Below are 21,426 nucleotides of genomic sequence, written 5' to 3'. Positions count from 1 at the left end.
GGGCCTATAGCTCAGTCGGTTAGAGCAGAGGACTCATAATCCTTTGGTCCACGGTTCGAGTCCGTGTGGGCCCACCAGATACGACAAAGCCGCGCTAATGCGCGGCTTTTTTTATGCCTGTTGTCCTTTCAAAGCATGACGTCCGTTTCTTCGAGGCATGCCCAGCCGCCGCGCTTGCCTCATCAGCCATCCGCAGTGCTTCCCATCCCTTCATCGCTAAAGCGACTGTCCTAGGCACAGGTTTCTCGCCGCTACGATAGTAAGCCAGCATGCGCCTGCTCAAGCCCAGCTCCTGAGCTGCGCGATCTAACGTCAACCCATGCTTGGCCATCCAGTTCCAGATGAGCTCATGCGAACACTCCCCTGCCTGTTCGAGTGCTCGTGCGCGCAGGTTGTCGGCAGCAAGCTCAAGATTGTCGTCACCTGCCCAGATGACCGTGTCTTTCCACTCACCCATTGCAGCGGTTGCGAATACCTTAGGGTCGGCAAGAGGGGCCAAAGACGCGTGTTTCAGGATGATTTCATCCAAAGCCACAGTGAATTGCTGCCCGTCCGCGAAGGTCAGCAGCAAAGACCCAGGGGCCACCACCGCCACCTCGGTCAGTAGGAAATGTTTGTTGGTCATGGATTCAGCTCCTCCCACACTGCTAGCAGTCGAGCCCTGTTCTCAGAAGCCCATTCAAGCGCTTCACTCATCTCGCGCAGGGACACCCGCGAATTACCGAAACCGGCCAACTGAGTCAGGCCATCGATCGCGATCAGTGCCTGTCGACCATCACTGAATCGCAGATGGAAATGCGGAGGTAGATGATCATTTGCATACAGGCAGATTACGCAATTGGACAATCGATGGATCGTGGGCATAGGCTGATCATACAGTGCAATGGTTGCACCAGACAGTAGCATCCGAGCTATCCGCTCACAGCCCCAAAAATGTAACTCCTCACATTACTCCCCTATATGCCGCATCTCGACCTGCCTCTGGTTGTAGAAAACCATCCCAGCAGGGATATCCCGCGTAACCAGCGACATCGCGCCGATCACGACGTCATCGCCAATGTCGATGCGATCGGCAACGATGCAGCTGCTCGCACCCATGCTGACGTTCTCACCAATGCGCAGCGCATACTCTTGCAATCCAAGGGTCTTGATACCGATCGAGCAGCTCTGCCGAATGAAGAAGTTTCGCCCGATGCTGACATGCCGAGTAATCACCACCCCCGGTAGGTGAGCAATGCGCAGGCCGGGCGCGATTTGTGCGCCAATGTCGATGTCCACCGCATACTTGAGGTTGAGCCGCTGCTGCATGCGCCGGGCGTGACGCCGGGCCAGGCCGCCGCGAGCATCAAGGTATTGGGCCAGACGGTAGGCAAAGAGAAAGCGCAGTTTGTTGTCCTTGCGTGCGCGGCGCAGCACGTTGAACAGCAGACTGATGCGGCGTCCTGGCCCTTTCTTGTTGGAGACTTCCAGTCGCCAGCATTCGAGCAGGTTGTCGAGGTTCACGCTCAGGTTCTCGTTGGACTAGCGTTTCATCATGCCGAAGGCTCAGCCTTCAGGCCAGCGCGGTCGCTGTAGAAGCGGTCTTGCCCTGATTGGCACTCGCTCGCTAGGCTAGCGGGCCAACCGAAGAGACTCGCCATGTCGGATTCCCGCTCCATCACGCTGGATGAAATCGATCGCCAGCTGATCGCCCTGCTGCAGATCAACGCCCGCGAAAGCGTCGCCACCCTCGCCCGCCTGCTGGGCATCGCCCGTACCACGGTCAACTCGCGCCTGGAGCGGCTGGAGAAGAACAAGGTCATCTCCGGTTATGGCGTGCGCCTGGGCCAGCGGGTGCTGGGTGGCGGGCTGCAGGCGTATGTGGGGATCAAGGTGCAGCCGCGCTCCGGCAAGGAAGTGGTGCGGCGCCTGAGTGCCATGGGCCAAGTCCAGCAGCTGTGTGCAGTGAGCGGCGAGTTCGACTATGTGGCCTGGCTGCTTGCGGATTCACCCGAACAGCTGGACCAGTTGCTCGACCAGATCGGCAGTGTCGACGGGGTGGAGAAGACCACCACGTCGATCATTCTCAGCAGCAAGGTGGATCGCGGGCAACCGCTCTGATCAGTCAGACCTCCTGCCCGTCAAGCAGTCCCTCCAGAATCGCCGAAAGGCTCTCGGCAGAATGCTGCATCGACCAGACGATGTCACGGCTGCGCTCGGGGGCGTGGTGTTGGGCGTAGTCAGTGGCGATCTGGTTAAGGCCTCGGGCCAATAGGCAGGCGTGGACCAGGGCGTCTGCGGCGTCGATCCCGGGGCGGATGGCGAATAACGGCGGGTGGCTGGATTCGCAGTTGCAAAAGGCATTTTCAGCGGTGGATTGCAGTTTTCCAGCTTGGTCAGAATCAGTCGGCTTCATGATGCAATTTCCAAATTGAGATTGTGGAAACCGCCTACCAAAACCTTCTCACAGGAATAGGTGGTAGCCATGCACGGGGTGAGAAACCGGCCAACTTGGAAATCCGGCCAGGCGAAAGCCTGCCCGCGCACGGCTGCCATGACATAAGCCTTGGTGCGAAGTTGGAGGATGGGTTCTCACACCCAATCGCCCGAAAAACGGCGACTCCGTGAAGTTAACGCTGAAGCGTTTCCCACGCTGCCAGACCAAGGCGATAGCGGGTGTAGGGTAATTCTTTATTTCAAGCCATGGGTGTAGGAAGTGTCTGATCACCCGCATCGCAAGGGCAGCACTGTCCCCTGTAGGAGCGGGTTCACCCGCGAATGCTGTGGAGAATCGACCGACGCATTCGCGGGTGAACCCGCTCCCACAGGGGCCGGCGCAGCTCCTGAATTGCTCATTTGCCTGCACCGTCTAAATGTTCATGAATAAGCTCACTTTGACGAAACAACATACATTCAGACATCAATATGCATCTTATTAACGAACACCCCACCCCCTAAAATGACCTCCAGCCATCTCCTATACTCAGGCTCCGCCACCCGCGCAGCCCCTCTGGCAAGGTCACTTCATGAACAAGAAAAACCGCCACCCCGCCGACGGCAAAAAGCCCATCACCATCTTCGGCCCTGACTTCCCTTTCGCCTTCGACGACTGGCTGGAGCACCCCGCAGGTCTGGGCAGCATCCCGGCTGAGCGCCAGGGTGAAGAAGTGGCCATCGTGGGTGCCGGTATCGCCGGCCTGGTGGCGGCTTACGAGCTGATGAAGCTGGGCTTGAAGCCGGTGGTGTACGAGGCCTCCAAGCTGGGTGGCCGGCTGCGTTCACAGGCCTTCAATGGCACCGACGGGATCATCGCGGAGCTTGGCGGTATGCGCTTCCCAGTGTCGTCCACCGCCTTCTACCACTATGTGGACAAGCTGGGCCTGGAGACCAAGCCCTTCCCCAACCCGCTGACCCCGGCCTCGGGCAGCACGGTGATCGACCTGGAAGGCCAGACCTACTACGCCGAAAAAACCAGCGACCTGCCCAAGTTGTTCCACGAAGTGGCCGACGCCTGGGCCGACGCACTGGAAAGCGGCGCCCAGTTCGCGGACATCCAGCAAGCCATCCGCGATCGCGACGTGCCGCGCCTGAAAGAACTGTGGAACAAGCTGGTACCGCTGTGGGACGACCGCACCTTCTACGACTTCGTCGCCACTTCGCGCTCGTTCGCCAAACTGAGCTTCCAGCACCGTGAAGTGTTCGGCCAGGTCGGCTTCGGTACCGGCGGCTGGGACTCGGATTTCCCCAACTCGATGCTGGAAATCTTCCGCGTGGTGATGACCAACTGCGACGACCACCAACACCTGGTCGTCGGTGGTGTGGAGCAGGTGCCGCAAGGTATCTGGCGCCATGTGCCGGAGCGCTGCGCCCACTGGCCGGAGGGCACCAGCCTGAGCGGCCTGCATGGCGGCGCGCCGCGCACCGGGGTGAAGCGTATTGCCCGTGCTGCCGATGGCCGTCTGGCAGTCACCGACAGCTGGGGCGACACCCGTCACTACAGCGCCGTGCTCGCCACCTGCCAGACCTGGCTGCTGACCACCCAGATCGACTGTGAGGAATCACTGTTCTCGCAAAAGATGTGGATGGCCCTGGACCGCACCCGCTACATGCAGTCGTCGAAGACGTTCGTCATGGTCGACCGGCCATTCTGGAAGGACAAGGACCCGGAAACCGGTCGTGACCTGATGAGCATGACCCTCACCGACCGCCTCACCCGCGGCACCTACCTGTTCGACAACGGCGACGACAAGCCGGGGGTGATCTGCCTGTCCTATGCGTGGATGAGCGATGCGCTGAAAATGCTGCCGCATCCGGTAGAAAAGCGCGTGCAGCTGGCCCTGGATGCGCTGAAGAAGATTTACCCGAAAACCGATATCGCCGGGCATATCATCGGCGACCCGATCACCATTTCCTGGGAGGCCGATCCGCACTTCCTTGGCGCCTTCAAGGGCGCACTGCCGGGCCACTACCGCTACAACCAGCGCATGTATGCACACTTCATGCAGCAGGACATGCCCGCCGAGCAGCGCGGCATGTTCATCGCCGGTGACGATGTATCGTGGACACCCGCCTGGGTGGAGGGCGCGGTGCAAACATCGCTGAATGCGGTGTGGGGTATCATGAACCACTTCGGTGGCCACACCCACCCGGACAACCCCGGCCCGGGCGATGTGTTCGATGAAATCGGCCCGATTGCCCTGGCAGACTGAATCAAGGAGGCGTCATGCGCATCGCTCTGTTCCAGGGCATACCCAAGCCACTGGACGTGCCCGGCAACTTGCAACGGCTGCGCCAGCAGGCGCAGTTGGCAGCCGAGCGCGGCGCACAGTTGCTGGTGTGCCCGGAGATGTTCCTGACCGGCTACAACATCGGCCTGCCCCAGGTCGAGCGCCTGGCCGAGGCCGACGATGGCCTGGCGGCCATGGAAGTGGTGGAAATCGCCCAGACGCACCGCATCGCCATTGTCTATGGCTACCCGGAGCGGGCAGACGATGGCGCGATCTACAACAGCGTGCAGTTGATCGATGCGCATGGCCGCAGCCTGTGCAACTACCGCAAGACCCACCTGTTCGGTGAACTGGACCGTTCGATGTTCAGCGCAGGCCCGGACCACTTTCCGGTGGTAGAGCTTGAAGGCTGGAAAGTCGGCCTGCTGATCTGCTACGACATCGAGTTCCCGGAGAACGCCCGGCGCCTGGCGTTGGAGGGTGCTGAGCTGATCCTGGTGCCGACGGCGAACATGGCGCCGTATGACTTCATCTGCCAGGTGACCGTCAGGGCACGGGCGCAGGAGAACCAGTGCTACCTGGTGTACGCCAATTACTGCGGCGCGGAAGACGAGATCCAGTATTGCGGTCAGAGCAGCATCATTGGCCCGGATGGTAGTGTGTTGGCCATGGGCGGGCGGGATGAATGCCTGTTGCTGGCCGAGCTGGAGCATGAGCAAGTGGTGAATGGGCGGATGGCATTTCCTTACCTGACAGATCTGCGCCCGGAGCTGCATCTGCGTAACCGCTGACAGGGGCCGCGGTGCGGCCCAATCGCCGGGCCTGCAAACAAATGGGTTAGCATGGACAGCAGCAACCGGAGCCCCCATGCCTGACGCCACCCGCCACCTTACCCTCGCCAATGGCCTGCAACTGACCCTGCGCCACGCCCCACGCCTGAAGCGTTCGGCCGCCGCCCTGCGGGTGCACGCCGGCAGCCACGATTCACCAGGTAAATGGCCGGGCCTGGCCCACTTCCTCGAACACCTGTTCTTCCTCGGCACCCCACGCTTTGCGCTGGACGACGGCCTGATGCGTTATGTGCAGACCTTGGGCGGCCAGGTCAATGCCAGCACCCGAGAACGCACCACCGATTTTTTCTTTGAAGTCCCGCCCAACGCCTTGGCCGGGGGCCTCGAGCGCCTGTGCCAGATGCTGGCCGAACCGGATCTGGGCATCGAACGCCAACGCCGCGAGCGTGAAGTGATCCACGCCGAGTTCATTGCCTGGTCACGCAACCCGCAGGCCCAGCGGCAATTCGCCTTGTTGCAGTCAGTGTCGCCAGGCCATCCGCTGGGCGCATTTCATGCAGGCAACCGATACACCCTGGCCCTGCGGGCCCCTGCCTTTCAGCAAGCACTTACGGGCTTCCACCAACGCTTCTACCAGGGCGGCCAGATCGTCTTGAGCCTGTGCGGGCCGCAGCCGCTGGATGAGCTGGAGCAACTTGGCCGGCAGCATGCGGAGCTGTTCGCCACAGGCAAGCATGTGCCGCACACGGAGCCGCCGCCATTGTCGGCGACGACTACACCATTTGCCTTCACTCACGAATACCTCCCGGCAGGTGCCGAGCAAGCGCTGGAGCTGCTGATCGCCTGCCTCGGCGACAGCCGCCCGGGTACCTGGCTGGGCGCACTTCGCGAGCGTGGCTGGCTGCAAAGTTTCAAGGCCGAAACGCTGTATGCCTTTGCCGGCCAGCTGCTGTGGCACCTCGACCTTAAGCTCAGCGCCGACGCCTGCCCAGACGAAGCCAGCGCCCTGTTGCACGGCTGGTTCAGCTTCATCCGCCAGGCCGACCTCGAGCTGCTGAACCGCGAATTCGGCCTGCTGCAGCACAGCCGCGAACGCAGCGCCAGTGCACTTGAGCTGGCCCGCCGTGACAGTACGGGGCAGCCATTCGCCAAGTTGGATGCGCACGGTGTGCAGGCCCTTCAAGCCGTGCTGCAAGGCCTGCCATGCAGCGTGTATGGCCAATGGCACATGCCCTTGGCCGACCCCTTGCTGATGGCTGATCTGCCCAATGCCAATGCAAAACCTCTACCAGCAGCACTGCGGGTCAGTGAGCAGTTGCCTGGCACCCGCCAATACGCAGCGCTCTACCTGCGCTGGCACGTCCCCTCACCTTTACGCCAGCGTTTGCAGGGCGTGCTCGAACGGGCCCTCGCGCCACTGCAGGAGCGCTGTGAACGCGCCTCGGTACAACTGCAATACACAGCTGCCGGGGAGTACTGGCAGTTGCGCTGCGCCGGGCTACCGGCAGCGGTGCTGCGGGCAGTGGAGCAGGCCTTGACGTTGATGCTCACCCCCCCGGCCAGATGCTGGTTGCCTTGCACAGCACCGCCCCCGACGCTGATCCCCATCAGGGCCTTGCTCAAGCAACTGCCAGACGCGGTACTCGGCACCCCGCCCCCAGCTGTGCCTGCCTGCGCACTGGAGCAACAGCAACTCGAAAGCCTGTGGCAGCAAACACGCTGGCACGGCCTGGCCGCAGGCTTCGACGATGCCGCCCTGAACGCCCTGGGTACTGCATTGCAGCACTGCCCAGGGCACGGCTCACTGCCAAGCCCCCTGCCCACAGGGGCCAATCACCGTTGGCAGCATGCCGAAGTACCGGGCAGTGAACACGCCTTGCTGCTGTTCTGCCCGCTTCCTGCGGCCAGCGAAGCCAGCGGACGCTTGCTCGCGCAACTGCTGCAAGGGCCGGTTTATCAACGCCTGCGGGTAGAACTGCAACTTGGCTACGCGGTTTTCAGCACCTTTCGTCAGATAGAGGGGGTCGGCGGCCTGCTGTTCGGGGTGCAATCGCCTCACACCCCCCCGGCACAGATCCTCGACCACCTGCTCACGCTGCTACGCAAGGGCATTACCCTTGACCCGGCCACCCAACACGCCTTGGCCAGTCAATTTGACGAGCAGGCCATGGCCAACGCCGAGGTCGCCGAATGGGCGTGGCAGACACACCTGGCTACACAACCCGGCAGGCTGGATACGTTGCGCAGGGCTATTCTGAACACGCGGCAGACGGATCTGGACCACCTGCTGGGCAACCTGCTCGATGCAGACGCCTCCTGGTTATGTTTGGCCAACGCTGCCGCGCCAACGCCTACATGGAAGTGATCCAGGCCCGTGATTGTTACGCGAATTGCAACGGCACTTTTCGAATAATTAACCTTCCGGTACAAATTTTTCTTGTAAGATAGCGCAATCCCAGTTCCGGGAACCGCCTTTGCGTGGTGGTACCCAAGTAGTAACTGAGCAACCCCAAACCCATCCGGAAGGAGTAATCCCATGTGGACCAAACCTGCATACACTGATCTGCGTATCGGCTTCGAAGTCACCATGTACTTCGCTAACCGCTAAGCCCGGCTCAGGGTTCCACGCCTCGGCCTGCCGGGGCGTTTTCGTTTTTCCGATCCGGTTTTCTGCATAGAGAGTGGCCATGTACATCCAGGTTCTCGGCTCCGCCGCCGGCGGCGGGTTCCCGCAGTGGAACTGCAACTGCGTCAACTGCAAGGGCTTCCGTGATGGCACCCTGCGGGCCACGGCGCGCACCCAGTCGTCCATCGCCCTGTCCGACGACGGCGTACACTGGGTGCTGTGCAATGCCTCGCCCGATATCCGCGCCCAGCTCCAGGCCTTCGCGCCGATGCAGCCGGCCCGGGCCCTGCGCGACACCGGCATCAACGCCATCGTGCTGCTGGACAGCCAGATCGACCACACCACCGGCCTGCTGAGCCTGCGTGAAGGCTGCCCGCACCAGGTATGGTGCACCGACATGGTCCACCAGGACCTCACCACTGGCTTCCCATTGTTCAACATGCTCAGCCACTGGAACGGTGGCCTGCAGTGGAACCGCATCGAGCTGGAAGGCAGCTTCGTGATCGACGCCTGCCCCAACCTGCGCTTCACCCCGTTCCCCCTGCGCAGCGCCGCGCCGCCTTATTCTCCACACCGCTTCGACCCGCACCCGGGCGACAACCTTGGCCTGCTGGTCGAGGACACCCGTACCGGCGGCAAGCTGTTCTACGCCCCAGGGCTGGGCCAGGTCGATGACAAGCTGCTGGCGATGATGCACGGCGCCGACTGCCTGCTGGTCGACGGCACCCTGTGGGAGGACGACGAAATGCAGCGACGTGGCGTGGGTACCCGCACCGGTCGCGAAATGGGCCATCTTGCGCAGAACGGCCCAGGCGGCATGCTCGAAGTGCTGGACGCTTTCCCGCGCCAGCGCAAAGTGCTTATCCACATCAACAACACAAACCCGATTCTCGATGAAGACTCCCCGGAGCGCGCCGAAGTCCAGCGCCGCGGTGTGGAAGTTGCCTTCGACGGAATGAGCATTGAGTTGTAAGGAGACCCGATGAGCGACGCACTGCCAATGTCCCCTGCCGAATTCGAGCAGGCCCTGCGCGCCAAGGGCGCCTACTACCACATTCATCACCCGTACCATGTGGCGATGTACCAGGGCCACGCCACCCGCGAGCAGATCCAGGGTTGGGTTGCCAACCGCTTCTATTACCAGGTCAACATCCCGATGAAGGATGCCGCGATCCTGGCCAACTGCCCGGACCGCGAAGTGCGCCGCGAGTGGATCCAGCGCCTGCTCGACCACGATGGCGCACCCGGCGAGGACGGTGGCATCGAAGCCTGGCTGCGCCTGGGCCAGGCCGTCGGCCTGGACCCGGACCAGCTGCGCTCCCAGGAGCTGGTACTGCCAGGTGTACGCTTTGCCGTCGACGCCTATGTCAACTTCGCCCGCCGCGCCTGCTGGCAGGAAGCAGCCAGCAGCTCACTGACCGAACTGTTCGCCCCGCACATCCACCAGTCGCGCCTGGACAGCTGGCCACAGCACTACCCCTGGATCGACCCGGCCGGCTACGAGTACTTCCGCACTCGCCTGGGCCAGGCCCGGCGTGATGTGGAGCATGGACTGGCAATTACCCTGCAGCACTACACCACCCGCGCGGGCCAGGAGCGTATGCTGGAGATCCTGCAATTCAAGCTGGATATCCTCTGGAGCATGCTCGACGCCATGAGCATGGCTTACGAGCTGAACCGCCCGCCCTACCACTCCGTCACCCAGGACCGGGTGTGGCACAAGGGGATCACCCTATGACTTTCGACCGCAATCAAGTACCGAACTGGCGCCCCGGCTACCGCTTCCAGTACGAGCCGGCGCAAAAGGGTCATGTGCTGCTGTACCCCGAGGGCATGATCAAGCTCAACGACAGTGCCAGCCTGATTGGCGGCTTGATCGACGGCCAGCGTGATGTGGCAGCGATCATCAGCGAACTCGAACAGCAATTCCCTGATGTCCCGGAAGTGGCCGACGACATCGAGCAGTTCATGGAGGTGGCCCGTGCCGAACACTGGATCGTCCTCGCCTGAATTGCCGCCCACGCCCGAGGTCGGCCTGCCGCTGTGGCTGCTGGCCGAGCTCACCTATCGCTGCCCGCTGCAGTGCCCGTACTGCTCCAACCCGCTGGACTTCGCCGCCCAGGGCCAGGAGCTGAGCACCGAACAGTGGTTCAAGGTGATGGCCGAAGCACGGGAAATGGGCGCCGCGCAAATCGGCTTTTCAGGCGGTGAGCCGTTGGTGCGCCAGGACCTTGCCGAGCTGATCGGCGAAGCCCGCCGCCTGGGTTACTACACCAACCTGATCACCTCGGGCATCGGCCTGACCGAGGCGCGTATCGCCGACTTCAAGAAGGCCGGGCTGGACCATATCCAGATCAGCTTCCAGGCCAGCGACGAGCAGGTGAACAACCTGCTGGCCGGCTCGAAGAAGGCCTTTGCGCAAAAGCTGGAGATGGCCCGTGCGGTAAAGGCCCACGGTTACCCGATGGTGCTCAACTTCGTCACCCACCGGCACAACATCGACAAGATCGACCGCATCATCGAGCTGTGCATCGCCCTGGAGGCCGACTTCGTCGAGCTTGCCACCTGCCAGTTCTACGGTTGGGCGCACCTCAACCGCCTGGGCCTGCTGCCGACCCGTGCGCAGCTGGAGCGTGCCGAACGCATCACCAATGAGTACCGGGACAAGCTCAAGGCCGAGGGCAACCCGTGCAAGCTGATCTTCGTCACCCCGGACTACTACGAAGAGCGCCCCAAGGCCTGCATGAATGGTTGGGGCAACCTGTTCCTCACCATCACCCCGGACGGCACCGCGCTGCCCTGCCACGGCGCCCGCCAGCTGCCGGTGCAGTTCCCCAATGTACGCGACCACGACCTGCACCATATCTGGTACGAGTCGTTCGGCTTCAACCGCTTCCGTGGTTACGAGTGGATGCGTGAACCGTGTCGCTCCTGCGATGAAAAGGAAAAGGACTTCGGCGGCTGCCGCTGCCAGGCTTTCATGCTGACCGGCGATGCCAGCAACGCCGATCCGGTCTGCGCCAAGTCGGCCGACCACGGCATCATCCTCAAGGCCCGCGAGGAAGCGGAAACCGCCCAGCTCGCCATCGAACAGATGACCTTCCGCAATGATCGAAACTCACGTGTCATCGCCCGCGGCTGAATTCAGCGCAGTCCAGGCGGTTGCCGCCGGCACTGACTTCGCCGAACTCAAAGTCGGTGCCGACGGGCTGTTCTGGCTCGAATTTCGCCCAGCTGATGGTGCTTGCCGTATCTGGCACTGGCTGTGTTACCAAGCCCGCTGCCTGACGCCGGATGGCTTCAGCGTACGCAGCCGGGTCTACGAGTATGGCGGTGGCAGCTTCTGCCTGGGTGGCGATGGGCTGGTGTTCGTCAACGAAAAGGACCAGCAGGTCTACACACAGCGGCTGGACGACCCGCTACCGCGTGCGCTGAGCCAGGATGCCAACTGCCGCTACGGCGATGTGCAGTGGCACGATGGCCAGGTGCTGGCCGTCGAGGAACGCCATGCCGAGCAGGTGGAGCATCGCCTGGTCGCGTTGGGTGAAAGCAGCCGCGAAGTACTGGCCGAGGGCGCCGACTTCTACGCGGCCCCCACTGTGAGCGCCGACGGCCAGCGTTTGGCCTGGATCGAATGGGACCGCCCGGCACAGCCCTGGACCTTCACCCGATTGATGTGCCGCGCACGCGACCACAGTGGCCAATGGGGGCTGGCGCAGTGTATCGCCAGCGCTGACGAGTCGCTGCAGCAGCCACGTTTCGATGGCGAAGGGCGGCTGTACTGCCTGTCCGACCGCAATGGCTTCTGGCAGCCCTGGGGCGAAGTCGATGGCCACTGGCAGGCATTGCCCGCCAAGCCTGCGGACCATGCTGCTGCGCCCTGGCAACTGGGTACCTGCACTTGGTTGGCACTGGGAGCGCAAAGCTACCTGGCCAGCTGGTTCGAGGAGGGTTTCGGGCAATTGGGGCTGCGTAGCGCCGATGGCCGCATTGAGCGCTTCGCCAGTGCCTATACACGGTTTCGCAGCCTCGCCATGGATGCCGAACACCTCTATGCCATTGCCGCCTCGCCCATCAGCCCACCGGCAGTGATTGCCATCGACCGCCGCAACCACGCAGTACGCGTGCTGGCGGGTGGCGCCGAGATGCTGCCGGCAGCGCAGATCAGCCTGCCGCAGTCGATCCACTATGGCAGTGACGGCAAGCGCGCCCATGGTTTCTTCTACCCGGCAGCGCTCGCGCAAGGCGCCACGCCGCTGGTGGTGTTCATCCACGGCGGGCCGACCTCGGCCTGTTATCCAGTGCTCGAACCACGCATCCAGTACTGGACCCAGCGCGGCTTTGCCGTGGCCGACCTGAACTACCGGGGCAGCACCGGCTACGGTCGGGACTACCGCCAGGCACTTCACCTGCGTTGGGGTGAAAGCGATGTGGTCGATGCCTGCGCAGCGGTCGAATACCTGGCGGCTCAAGGCTTGATCGACAAGCACAAAGCGTTCATCCGCGGTGGTAGCGCAGGTGGCTACACCACCCTCTGTGCCTTGGCCTTCCACGACGTATTCCGCGCGGGAGCCAGCTTGTACGGAGTCAGCGATCCGGTTGCCCTGGGCCGTGCCACGCACAAGTTCGAAGGGGACTACCTGGACTGGCTGATCGGCGACCCGCAGCAGGATGCCGAGCGCTACCGCCAGCGCACACCGCTGCTGCATGCGGGGCAGATAAAGGTGCCGGTGATTTTCTTCCAGGGTGAGCTGGACGCGGTGGTGGTGCCGGAACAGACGCGCTCGATGCTCGCGGCGTTGCAGGCCAACGGGATCGAGGCTGAAGGGCACTTCTATGCGGGCGAGCGACATGGGTTCCGCAAGGCAGAGAACCTGGCACATGCGCTGGAAGAAGAGTGGAAGTTCTATTGCCGGGTGTTGAAAGGCTGAAATTCTGGGGCCGCTTTGCGGCCCCAGAAAACCTCACCGTTTGGCGATGATGTACACCGCATGCACGATCCCCGGAATGTAGCCCAGCAAGGTCAGCAGAATATTCAGCCAGAACGCCCCGCCAAACCCCACCTGCAAGAACACGCCCAGCGGCGGCAGGATGATGGCGATGATGATGCGAATAAAGTCCATGCGAGTCTCTCCTGAAAGGGTTACTTCACAGACTAGCCGCCCGTCTTGGAGGTTCCACAAGCAAAAAAAAACGCCCCGGGCCGAATGAAACAGGCCAGGGGCGATGCGCAGGAACGCCAGACGGTTCGTTGAATTCTCAGTGTTGCTACACAGTCACGCCGGCACTTCGCGGCGGGCCTTCTGCTGGGCGTGCAGGCGGGCGAAGGCACGGGCCAGGCGCAGCAACATTTCGTCGATATTGCCCTTGCTCACGGTCAGCGCCGGCGAAAAGCGCACCACATCCGCTTGCGGCGCATTGAGCAGCAGGCCTTCGTGAAGGGCCGCAGCCACCAGTTCGCGGGCCAGGTTTTCTTTGAGTTGCAACGCCCACAGCAGGCCTTGCCCGCGCACTTGCCCTTGGCCATAACGCCCGGCCAGCCGGCTCAGGCCTTCACGCAGGTGACAGCCGTTGTCCTGCACCTGGGTGAAAAAGCCAGGCTCCAGCACGGCGTCCAGCACCGCCAGGCCGGCGGCGCACATCAGCGCGTTGCCGTGATGGCTGCCTTCCAGTTCGCCGGGCTCAGCGCAGCACGCCGTGCCCCGGGCCAACAAGGCGGCCAGCGGTACACCACCCCCTAAGCCCTTGCCCAGCGTGATGATGTCGGCGCGCACGCCATAGGTTTCTTCAGCAAGCAGCGCACCACAGCGGCCAATGCCGGTTTGCACCTCATCGAGGATCAGCAGAATGCCCAGTTCACGGCACAGTGTTTCCACGCCCTTCAAGTATTCCTGGGTGGCAGGGATGACACCTGCCTCGCCCTGGATTGGCTCAAGCATGATGGCCACTGTCCGCGAATCTACTGTGGCATGCAGTGCGGCAAGGTCATTGAAAGGCACCTTGCTGAAGCCCGGCAGACCAGGCTCGCACCGGTTGCACGGCAGCGGATCGGAGGCCGACAACGCGCCCAGGCTGCGGCCGTGGCAGGCTTGGCTGGCCGTGATGATGTGATAGGCGCCGTTGCGGTGCAGCTGGCCCCACTTGCGCGCCAGCTTGATTGCACCTTCGCAGGCCTCGGCACCGCTGTTGAGCAAGTAGGCCTGGTCACTGTCGGTACTCTGGCACAAGCGATTGACCAGTCCCAGCAAGCCTCGGCTATGAAAGCCCGACCCCGGGTTGATCAACGCCTGGGCCTGGTTGCTCAGCGCTTTCACCAGCACGCTGGGGCTGTGGCCCAGGCTGTTGACGGCACCACCCTGGGTGAAGTCCAGATAGGCGTGCCCTGCGTTGTCCCACAACCAGGAACCCTGGCCACGCACGAACACCTGCTCGGCCCGTTCGGCGCTTGGCATCAGGCGCTCACGCGACAACTCGGAAGCTTGCGGCACGATCACCGGCGCACGCTTGGGCTCGGCGACAGCGGCAGGGGCCGAGCGGCGCAAGTTGAACAGGTTCATCAGGGCTCCAACCAATCACGGTAAAGGGTGGCAACGGTGCGGTCTTGGTGCCGGCACTCGATATTTTGCCTTGCCTATCAAAAGTGTTTTTCATCCGGGGTAACAATCGACCGATTCATCGCTGTAACCCGTTGGAATACGGCGATAGACTAGGCTTCGCGAGGGTTTTCGACCATTTCGTTTTTCCAGCATTTTCGATAAGTGTTACTTATGGATTTCCGCCAACTGCGTTATTTCGTCGCGGTGTATGAAGAAGGCCATGTGGGCCGCGCTGCAGAACGCCTGTCACTGTCCCAGCCGGCACTCTCCCAGCAGATCCGACAGCTGGAGCACAGCCTTGATTTGAGCCTGTTCGAGCGCAGCAACAAGCGCCTGCTGCCCACCTTGGCTGCCCATACCCTGTACAACCACGCCTTGCCATTGCTCGACGGCCTACAGCGCGCCCACGAAGCCATGCGTAACTTCAAGGGCCAGTCGCTGCGCACCTTGGCCATCGGCGTGCTGCAGACCGTGCGACCGAGCCTGGTGCCACAACTGCTCGAGCGGCTACGCAAGGCCCAGCCGCACCTTGTCGTGCAGATCTACGAGTTGTCGGGGTTGGAGATCGAAAGGCGCCTGCTCAACGGCAGCCTGGACATCGGCATCAGCTACCTGCCGCCGCGCCAGCCCGGGCTGCATGGCCTGTTGCTGTACGAAGATGAGCTGCAACTGGTCATACCCGATACCCATCCCCTGAAGGACTTCAAGAAGGTGTCCATCCGACAGGCCGCCGAGTTGCCCATGCTGATGCTGGGCGAGGAGTTCCAGATCCGTCAGATATGGCAGGCGCAACTGGCCAGCCAGGGCCGTCGACCGCAGGTTCAGGCAGAGATGAACAATATGGCGGGGATTCTCGACAGCCTGTCGCACACTGCACTGGCAACTATCCTGCCGGGGCGGGCCAAGGAAGCGGCCGAAGATGACCAGGGCCTGCTGTGGAAGCCATTGAGCGAGCCACGGGTGCCGCTGAAGGTTGGCTTGGTGTTCCGCGATGCCCAGCGTCAGCAAGCCTCTGTGGAGCTGCTGCGCACGCTGCTGGAGGAAGAGACGGACGCCCGCCTGCTGGGGGCGTCACCGCTGGATGTGCTGGGCTAAAAAACACGCGCACAAAGAAAACCCCGCCGAAGCGGGGTTTCCCAGACTGTTTCCCTGTGACATCCGTATCGCCCCGCCGTCCTGGCAGGTGGTCCTTCGTCGTCGTCCTTGATCTGTCCTTTGCGCTTCCTGCGCAACGTCCATGTGGTAAAGATTAACCGTGGATCCAATCTGAGAACAGTGGTGAAAAGTCACCACGTCGTGTAGGAAAAAGCTTACAAAGGGGATTCATTCCCAGACATACCGAAAAATGGGGGCCGCTGAGCCCCCAAAAATATGTCAGAACTGCTCGGCATCCAGCAGGTACAGCGACTCACTCCCCGCCTTCACCGAAGCCACCAGCGAATCCACCCGTGGCAGCAGCCGCGCAAAGTAGAACCGCGCCGTGCCCAGCTTGCCCGCGTAGAACGCCTCGTCCCCCTCTCCCGCCTTGGCTGCCCGCGCCATCAGTGCCCACATGTAGGCATAGGCCACATAACCAAAGGCATGCAGGTACTCGACCGAAGCCGCACCAATTTCATTCGGGTTACCCTTGGCCTGCTCCAGCACCCACTCGGTCAAACCGTCGAGCTGGTCGAGGCTGGCCGCCAACGGCTTGGCAAATGCGTCCAGCTCGCTACCCGCACTGGCAATGAACTGGCGAATCTCGTCGGAGAACAGCCGGTAGTACGCGCCACCGCTGGCCACCACCTTGCGCCCCATCAGGTCGAGGGCCTGGATGCCGTTGGTGCCTTCGTAGATCTGCGTGATGCGCACATCACGCACCAACTGCTCCTGCCCCCATTCACGAATGTAGCCATGCCCGCCGAACACCTGCTGGCCGTGCACTGTGCACTCCAGGCCCAGGTCGGTGAGGAAGGCCTTGGCCACCGGCGTCAACAGCGCCACCAACTCTTCGCTGCGTTTGCGCGTGGCGGCGTCTTCGCTGTACTTGGCACTGTCCAGCTGCATGGCCACATAGGTGGAGAAGGCGCGGCCGCCCTCGATCTGCGCCTTCATGGTCAACAGCATGCGGCGCACGTCCGGGTGGACGATGATCGGGTCGGCAGCCTTGTCCTTGGACTGTGGGCCGGTCGGAGCGCGGCTCTGCAGGCGGTCGCGGGCGTATTCCACAGCGTTCTGGTAGGAGCGTTCGGCCGAGGCCAGGCCCTGGATACCAACACCCAGGCGCTCGTAGTTCATCATGGTGAACATGGCCGCCAGGCCCTTGTTCGGCTCACCGACGATATAGCCGACTGCTTCGTCGAAGTTCATCACGCAGGTAGCCGAGGCCTGGATGCCCATCTTGTGTTCGATCGAACCGCAAGTGGCCGGGTTGCGTGCACCGAGGCTGCCATCTTCGTTGACCAGAAACTTCGGCACCAGGAACAGCGAAATACCTTTCGGCCCCGCCGGTGCGTCCGGCAGCTTGGCCAGCACCAGGTGGATGATGTTCTCGGTCAGGTCGTGCTCGCCACCCGTAATGAAAATCTTGGTGCCGCTGACCTTGTAGCTGCCATCTGCCTGAGGCTCGGCCTTGGTGCGGATGATGCCCAGGTCTGTACCGGCATGTGGTTCGGTCAGGCACATGGAGCCCGCCCACACACCCGCATACATGTTCGGCAGGTACTTTTCCTTCAGCGCTTCGCTGGCGTGGGCATTGATCGACAGGCAGGCGCCAGCGGTCAACATCGGGTACAAGCCAAAGGCCAGGCTGGAGGCGTTGACCATTTCCTCGACCTGGGCCGAGATGGCCTTGGGCATACCCATGCCGCCGAACAGCGGGTCGCCGCCCACGCCGACCCAACCGCCTTCGGCGTAGGTGTTGTAGGCCTCGATGAAACCGGCGGGGGTACGCACTGCGCCGTTGTCCCAGTGGCAACCTTCTTCATCGGCGGCGCGGCTGAGCGGCGCGATGGACTTGGCGGTGACCTTGCCGGCTTCTTCCAGCACAGCCATGGCAGTGTCGGCATCGACAACCTCGGCCAGCCCGGGCAACTGCGCCCACTGCTCGGCCACGTTGAAGACTTCATTCAGTACGAAGCGCATGTCGCGCAGGGGCGCTTTATAGTCAGCCATGACAACCTCTCGCTAGTCGGGTCGGGGCGGTCTCGGGGAAACCGCGACACAGGGGTTACAGGCAGTGTAACCGAACAACTTTTACGAGACATAGGGTCATCAACTGACCGCATGGTACTCCCTGGTCACGCAGTGCGTACGGCCCCTCGCTGCGATTGTTGCCCATGCACCATGACACAATTGCGCCCCGCGCCTTTGGCGCTGTACAGCGCCTGGTCGGCAGATTTCAGTACCGCCTCGGGGTTGCGATGATCGGTCTGGCGCTCGGCCACGCCGATACTGATGGTGACCGATACCGTGCCGCCACTGCTGCCCGCCCGGCGTTGTCGCCCGGCCGAATCGTCCTGCGGACGGTTGTACTGATCGCGCAGGTGCATCTCATAGTTGGCGATTACCTCGCGCACGGCTTCCACATGAGGCACGCACTCCTCGGCTGTCTTGCCAGCGAACACCAGGGCGAACTCCTCGCCGCCATAACGATAGGCCCGGCCGCCGCCGGTCACCTTGGACAAACGGCTGGCCACCAAGCGCAACACCTGGTCACCCACGTCGTGGCCATGGGTATCGTTGAATTTCTTGAAGTGGTCGACATCGGTCATGGCAATCACATAGTTGCGCCCCAGGCGTTGCATGCGTTCGTTCAGCGCGCGGCGCCCCGGCAGGCCGGTCAGCTCGTCGCGGAAGGCCATCTGGTAGGCCTCGTGCGCCACTGCTGCTGCGATCATCAACATCACCTGGCTGCACATGATGTTAAGGGTGAATGGCAGGATGAAGGTTTGCGGCAGCATCCAGAAAATGCCCAACAGGCCGGTCACCTGCGCAGCATGCAGTGGCCTGGGCGCACGCAGGTATTGCACCACCAGCAGGATGAACACCACGAGGAACAGTGGGTAGACCATCTGGATCAGGCTCATCCACTGGCCATGCAAGGCCGGCCAGCGGATCTCCGCCAACCAGGTCAGCAGCGCTTGCGGGTAGCTTTGTTCGAGGGCCACCGCCACGCTGCCCACGGCGAACAGCACAGCGCCGCGGGCAACCAGGTCCTGCAGCAGGTGGGTACGTTCCTGCCAGGCGCCATACAAGCCGAACAGCGCTGGCAGCAACAGGCACACCAGATGGAAAGTCACCGCAGCGTCCTCGCGCACACGACCATGGTCACGGTAGAAGTCAGTCTGGGTGTCAAGCAGGAAGTAGGCGATGTACACCGTGAGCATCAGAAACAGCTCACGCTGACGGCGGTATACCGCGCAGTAGGCGCCGCCCAGCAGCAGAACCAAGGTAGGCAGGACATTGAACAGCGAAGTGAAGAAGACACTGAGGTCTCTCACATACGCCGCAGCGAGCCCAGCCAGCAAAAGAAACAGCGATGGCAGAAAGTGGCTTGCGCGAACAGCATTAAAACGAAACAAGGGTAATCTCCAACCCGGCAGATCAATAGTGGCATTGTGCCCTTACTTCATCGGCAGTGCACATGAACAGTTGAATTTGCGGCTGGATTGAATGGCCCCAGATGCGAAAAACCCGCCTGCCGGGAAGGCAGGCGGGTTTTCGGTACAACCGGTGGATCAGTACGACAGACCGAAGTTTTCTTCGTCCATCGCCATCAGGTTGTTGGCACCCGACAGCATGGTCGCCACATGGGTACGGGTACGCGGCAGAATACGCTGGAAGTAGAAGCGCGCCGTCTGCAACTTGGCGGTGTAGAACGCCTCTTCGCTGGTGCCGGCTGCCAGCTTCTCGGCCGCCAGGCGGGCGATGTCGGCCCAGAAGTAGGCCAGGCAGGCGTAGCCGGAGTACATCAGGTAGTCCACCGAGGCCGCACCCACTTCTTCGCGGTCCTTCATGGCGGCCATGCCCACTTTCATGGTCAGCTCGCCCCACTCCTTGTTGATTGCCGCCAGCGGCTCGACGAACTCTTTGACCGCGTCATTGCCTTCTTGCGCCTGGCAGAACTTGTGCACGATCTTGGTGAAGCCCTTCAATGCTTCGCCCTGGGTCATCAGCACTTTACGGCCGAGCAGGTCGAGGGCCTGAATACCGGTGGTGCCTTCGTACAGCATGGAGATACGGCTGTCACGCACGTTCTGCTCCATGCCCCATTCGGCGATGAAGCCATGGCCACCGTAGATCTGCACACCATGGTTAGCCGCTTCGAAACCGACCTCGGTCATGAACGCCTTGGCGATCGGGGTCAGGAATGCCAACAGGGCATCGGCCTTCTTGCGCTCTTCTTCGTCCTGGCTGTACTTGACGATGTCTACCTGCTTGGCGGTGAAGTACACCATCGCGCGGTTGCCTTCGGCGAAGGCCTTCATGGTCAGCAACATGCGACGCACGTCCGGGTGGACGATGATCGGATCAGCGGCCTTGTCCGGCGCTTTCGGGCCAGTCAGGGAGCGCATCTGCAGGCGCTCACGGGCGTACTTCAGCCCCCCCTGGAACGCGACCTCGGCGTGGGCCAGGCCCTGCAGCGCGGTACCCAGGCGAGCAGTGTTCATGAAGGTGAACATGCAGTTCAGGCCTTTGTTGGCCGGGCCGATCAGGTAGCCGGTGGCCGCATCGAAGTTCATCACGCAGGTGGCGTTACCGTGGATACCCATCTTGTGTTCGATGGAACCGCAGCTCACGCCGTTGCGCTCGCCCACACCGCCTTCGGCGTTAGGCAGGAACTTCGGCACGATGAACAGCGAAATGCCTTTGGTGCCGGCCGGTGCGTCCGGCAGTCGGGCCAGGACGATATGGACGATGTTGTCGGCCATGTCGTGTTCACCGGCCGAAATGAAGATCTTGGTACCCGACACCTTGTAGCTGCCGTCAGCCTGTGGCTCGGCCTTGGTGCGCAGCATGCCCAGGTCGGTACCGCAGTGCGGCTCGGTCAGGCACATAGTGCCGGTCCACTCGCCGGACACCAGCTTGGTCAGGTAAGTGTGCTGCTGCTCGGTAGTGCCGTGCGCGGAGATGGTGTTCATCGCGCCATGCGACAGGCCCGGGTACATGCCCCACGACCAGTTCGAGCCACCGACCATTTCGCTCAGGGCCAGGCCCAGCGACTCCGGCAGGCCTTGGCCGCCATGTTCGACGTCATGGGCCAGGCTCGGCCAGCCGCCTTCGACGAACTGCTCATAGGCCGCTTTGAAGCCCGTCGGGGTTTTAACGCCCGATTCGCTCCAGGTGCAGCCTTCCTGGTCACCCACACGGTTCAGCGGCGACAGCACCTGCTCACAGAACTTCGCGCCTTCTTCAAGGATCGCGTCGACCATGTCGGGCGTGGCGTCCTGGCAGCCCGGCAGGCTCTGATAGTGCGCCTCATAGCCGAGCAGCTCGTCGCGAACGAAGCGGATATCACGCAAGGGGGCTTTGTAATCAGGCATTGCGATGAACCTCTGAGTCAGTTCTGTGGGGGTGACCAGCTCTTGGCGGCCGTCGATCAAACAGTTGTTTGAAACTTACGTTTAGCTCCGCATTCTGTCAAGGATGGACTATGGTGCCATTTACGCCACGAAAAATGGCAAATATGCCATGGCATGCCAAAAGCCCTTGTGGGAGCGGGTTTA

20 protein-coding genes and 1 tRNA gene are annotated in these 21,426 nt (G+C 62.2%); 12 read left to right on the top strand and 9 right to left on the bottom strand.

The annotated features are described in order from the left end of the window. Window positions 1-77, top strand: a tRNA-Ile gene (locus QQL85_RS19230). A 17-nt stretch (window positions 78-94) separates the two neighbouring features. On the opposite strand, the gene QQL85_RS19225 is transcribed toward QQL85_RS19230, so the two are convergent. The 3 genes from QQL85_RS19225 to QQL85_RS19215 all read right to left on the bottom strand — a co-directional run bounded on the left by QQL85_RS19225 (window position 95) and on the right by QQL85_RS19215 (window position 1,503). After that, on the bottom strand, window positions 95-625 hold the full coding sequence (locus QQL85_RS19225) for a DUF2442 domain-containing protein (RefSeq protein WP_284355502.1): 531 nt from the start codon (window positions 623-625) through the stop codon (window positions 95-97). Continuing rightward, entirely contained in the window at window positions 622-864 is a 243-nt protein-coding gene (locus QQL85_RS19220) for a DUF4160 domain-containing protein (protein WP_284355501.1), read from the bottom strand. Before QQL85_RS19220 ends, QQL85_RS19225 begins: the two co-directional genes overlap by 4 nt. 84 nt (window positions 865-948) lie before the next feature. Then, the gene (locus QQL85_RS19215) at window positions 949-1,503 is read right to left on the bottom strand and encodes a serine acetyltransferase (protein WP_284355500.1); all 555 of its coding nucleotides are present in this window, start codon (window positions 1,501-1,503) and stop codon (window positions 949-951) included. 135 nt (window positions 1,504-1,638) lie between these two features. Between QQL85_RS19215 and QQL85_RS19210 the strand changes: the two genes are divergently transcribed. Beyond that, complete coding sequence (locus QQL85_RS19210) at window positions 1,639-2,100, top strand: Lrp/AsnC family transcriptional regulator (RefSeq protein WP_284355499.1); 462 nt, start codon at window positions 1,639-1,641, stop codon at window positions 2,098-2,100. Window positions 2,101-2,104: 4 nt separating this feature from the next. On the opposite strand, the gene QQL85_RS19205 is transcribed toward QQL85_RS19210, so the two are convergent. After that, window positions 2,105-2,395 (bottom strand): hypothetical protein, encoded by a 291-nt coding sequence (locus tag QQL85_RS19205; RefSeq protein WP_284355498.1) that lies wholly within the window; start codon window positions 2,393-2,395, stop codon window positions 2,105-2,107. Window positions 2,396-3,005: 610 nt separating this feature from the next. On the opposite strand from QQL85_RS19205, the gene QQL85_RS19200 reads away from it, so the two are divergent. The 9 genes from QQL85_RS19200 to QQL85_RS19160 all read left to right on the top strand — a co-directional run bounded on the left by QQL85_RS19200 (window position 3,006) and on the right by QQL85_RS19160 (window position 13,054). After that, entirely contained in the window at window positions 3,006-4,688 is a 1,683-nt protein-coding gene (locus QQL85_RS19200; protein ID WP_284355497.1) for a flavin monoamine oxidase family protein, read from the top strand. 14 nt (window positions 4,689-4,702) lie between these two features. Next, window positions 4,703-5,497 (top strand): carbon-nitrogen hydrolase family protein, encoded by a 795-nt coding sequence (locus tag QQL85_RS19195; RefSeq protein ID WP_284355496.1) that lies wholly within the window; start codon window positions 4,703-4,705, stop codon window positions 5,495-5,497. A gap of 76 nt (window positions 5,498-5,573) precedes the next feature. Then, a complete protein-coding gene (pqqF, locus tag QQL85_RS19190; RefSeq protein ID WP_284355495.1) occupies window positions 5,574-7,862 on the top strand; it encodes a pyrroloquinoline quinone biosynthesis protein PqqF in 2,289 nt (762 codons plus the stop codon). Window positions 7,863-8,033: 171 nt separating this feature from the next. Continuing rightward, complete coding sequence (pqqA, locus tag QQL85_RS19185) at window positions 8,034-8,105, top strand: pyrroloquinoline quinone precursor peptide PqqA (RefSeq protein ID WP_003243383.1); 72 nt, start codon at window positions 8,034-8,036, stop codon at window positions 8,103-8,105. A 79-nt stretch (window positions 8,106-8,184) separates the two neighbouring features. After that, the gene (pqqB, locus tag QQL85_RS19180) at window positions 8,185-9,096 is read left to right on the top strand and encodes a pyrroloquinoline quinone biosynthesis protein PqqB (RefSeq protein ID WP_284355494.1); all 912 of its coding nucleotides are present in this window, start codon (window positions 8,185-8,187) and stop codon (window positions 9,094-9,096) included. Window positions 9,097-9,105: 9 nt separating this feature from the next. After that, window positions 9,106-9,861: a pyrroloquinoline-quinone synthase PqqC gene (gene pqqC / locus QQL85_RS19175; RefSeq protein WP_284355493.1), complete on the top strand. Its 756-nt coding sequence runs from the start codon at window positions 9,106-9,108 to the stop codon at window positions 9,859-9,861. Next, entirely contained in the window at window positions 9,858-10,133 is a 276-nt protein-coding gene (gene pqqD, locus QQL85_RS19170; RefSeq protein WP_284355492.1) for a pyrroloquinoline quinone biosynthesis peptide chaperone PqqD, read from the top strand. The genes pqqC and pqqD overlap by 4 nt, the downstream gene beginning before the upstream one ends. After that, on the top strand, window positions 10,105-11,265 hold the full coding sequence (pqqE, locus tag QQL85_RS19165) for a pyrroloquinoline quinone biosynthesis protein PqqE (protein ID WP_434482149.1): 1,161 nt from the start codon (window positions 10,105-10,107) through the stop codon (window positions 11,263-11,265). Before pqqD ends, pqqE begins: the two co-directional genes overlap by 29 nt. Further along, window positions 11,231-13,054: a S9 family peptidase gene (locus QQL85_RS19160; protein WP_284355491.1), complete on the top strand. Its 1,824-nt coding sequence runs from the start codon at window positions 11,231-11,233 to the stop codon at window positions 13,052-13,054. Before pqqE ends, QQL85_RS19160 begins: the two co-directional genes overlap by 35 nt. A 33-nt stretch (window positions 13,055-13,087) precedes the next feature. Here the strand turns inward: QQL85_RS19160 and QQL85_RS19155 are convergent, their stop codons facing one another. Together QQL85_RS19155 and QQL85_RS19150 are read right to left on the bottom strand one after the other, a co-directional pair. Continuing rightward, window positions 13,088-13,246 (bottom strand): YqaE/Pmp3 family membrane protein, encoded by a 159-nt coding sequence (locus tag QQL85_RS19155; RefSeq protein ID WP_009681539.1) that lies wholly within the window; start codon window positions 13,244-13,246, stop codon window positions 13,088-13,090. Window positions 13,247-13,399: 153 nt separating this feature from the next. Next, complete coding sequence (locus QQL85_RS19150) at window positions 13,400-14,680, bottom strand: aspartate aminotransferase family protein (protein WP_284355490.1); 1,281 nt, start codon at window positions 14,678-14,680, stop codon at window positions 13,400-13,402. Window positions 14,681-14,890: 210 nt separating this feature from the next. Here QQL85_RS19150 and QQL85_RS19145 point away from each other — a divergent pair, with 210 nt between their 5' ends. Then, window positions 14,891-15,814 (top strand): LysR family transcriptional regulator, encoded by a 924-nt coding sequence (locus QQL85_RS19145; RefSeq protein ID WP_284355489.1) that lies wholly within the window; start codon window positions 14,891-14,893, stop codon window positions 15,812-15,814. Between the two features lie 279 nt (window positions 15,815-16,093). Here the strand turns inward: QQL85_RS19145 and QQL85_RS19140 are convergent, their stop codons facing one another. The 3 genes from QQL85_RS19140 to QQL85_RS19130 form a co-directional block, all read right to left on the bottom strand. Next, window positions 16,094-17,872 (bottom strand): acyl-CoA dehydrogenase C-terminal domain-containing protein, encoded by a 1,779-nt coding sequence (locus QQL85_RS19140; RefSeq protein ID WP_284355488.1) that lies wholly within the window; start codon window positions 17,870-17,872, stop codon window positions 16,094-16,096. A 125-nt stretch (window positions 17,873-17,997) separates the two neighbouring features. Beyond that, window positions 17,998-19,281, bottom strand: coding sequence for a GGDEF domain-containing protein (locus tag QQL85_RS19135; protein WP_284355487.1), 1,284 nt, complete (start codon window positions 19,279-19,281; stop codon window positions 17,998-18,000). A 156-nt stretch (window positions 19,282-19,437) separates the two neighbouring features. Continuing rightward, complete coding sequence (locus QQL85_RS19130) at window positions 19,438-21,243, bottom strand: phenylacyl-CoA dehydrogenase (protein WP_284355486.1); 1,806 nt, start codon at window positions 21,241-21,243, stop codon at window positions 19,438-19,440. Between the last annotated feature and the right edge of the window lie 183 nt (window positions 21,244-21,426).

Origin of the sequence: Pseudomonas putida (genome assembly GCF_030159595.1) — a bacterium.
In the GTDB taxonomy this organism is placed as follows: Bacteria; Pseudomonadota; Gammaproteobacteria; order Pseudomonadales; family Pseudomonadaceae; genus Aquipseudomonas; species Aquipseudomonas putida_AC.
The sequence above is the reverse complement of the archived record's forward strand: the minus strand, read 5'-3'. Positions and strand labels throughout refer to the sequence as shown.

Bases quoted from the DNA above. Each gene is read 5' to 3' on its own strand.
- QQL85_RS19225 (WP_284355502.1), bottom strand. From the start codon at position 625: ATGACCAACAAACATTTCCTACTGACCGAGGTGGCGGTGGTGGCCCCT.
- QQL85_RS19220 (WP_284355501.1), bottom strand. From the start codon at position 864: ATGCCCACGATCCATCGATTGTCCAATTGCGTAATCTGCCTGTATGCA.
- QQL85_RS19210 (WP_284355499.1), top strand. From the start codon at position 1,639: ATGTCGGATTCCCGCTCCATCACGCTGGATGAAATCGATCGCCAGCTG.
- QQL85_RS19205 (WP_284355498.1), bottom strand. From the start codon at position 2,395: ATGAAGCCGACTGATTCTGACCAAGCTGGAAAACTGCAATCCACCGCT.
- QQL85_RS19200 (WP_284355497.1), top strand. From the start codon at position 3,006: ATGAACAAGAAAAACCGCCACCCCGCCGACGGCAAAAAGCCCATCACC.
- QQL85_RS19195 (WP_284355496.1), top strand. From the start codon at position 4,703: ATGCGCATCGCTCTGTTCCAGGGCATACCCAAGCCACTGGACGTGCCC.
- pqqF (WP_284355495.1), top strand. From the start codon at position 5,574: ATGCCTGACGCCACCCGCCACCTTACCCTCGCCAATGGCCTGCAACTG.
- pqqB (WP_284355494.1), top strand. From the start codon at position 8,185: ATGTACATCCAGGTTCTCGGCTCCGCCGCCGGCGGCGGGTTCCCGCAG.
- pqqC (WP_284355493.1), top strand. From the start codon at position 9,106: ATGAGCGACGCACTGCCAATGTCCCCTGCCGAATTCGAGCAGGCCCTG.
- pqqD (WP_284355492.1), top strand. From the start codon at position 9,858: ATGACTTTCGACCGCAATCAAGTACCGAACTGGCGCCCCGGCTACCGC.
- QQL85_RS19160 (WP_284355491.1), top strand. From the start codon at position 11,231: ATGATCGAAACTCACGTGTCATCGCCCGCGGCTGAATTCAGCGCAGTC.
- QQL85_RS19155 (WP_009681539.1), bottom strand. From the start codon at position 13,246: ATGGACTTTATTCGCATCATCATCGCCATCATCCTGCCGCCGCTGGGC.
- QQL85_RS19150 (WP_284355490.1), bottom strand. From the start codon at position 14,680: ATGAACCTGTTCAACTTGCGCCGCTCGGCCCCTGCCGCTGTCGCCGAG.
- QQL85_RS19145 (WP_284355489.1), top strand. From the start codon at position 14,891: ATGGATTTCCGCCAACTGCGTTATTTCGTCGCGGTGTATGAAGAAGGC.
- QQL85_RS19140 (WP_284355488.1), bottom strand. From the start codon at position 17,872: ATGGCTGACTATAAAGCGCCCCTGCGCGACATGCGCTTCGTACTGAAT.
- QQL85_RS19130 (WP_284355486.1), bottom strand. From the start codon at position 21,243: ATGCCTGATTACAAAGCCCCCTTGCGTGATATCCGCTTCGTTCGCGAC.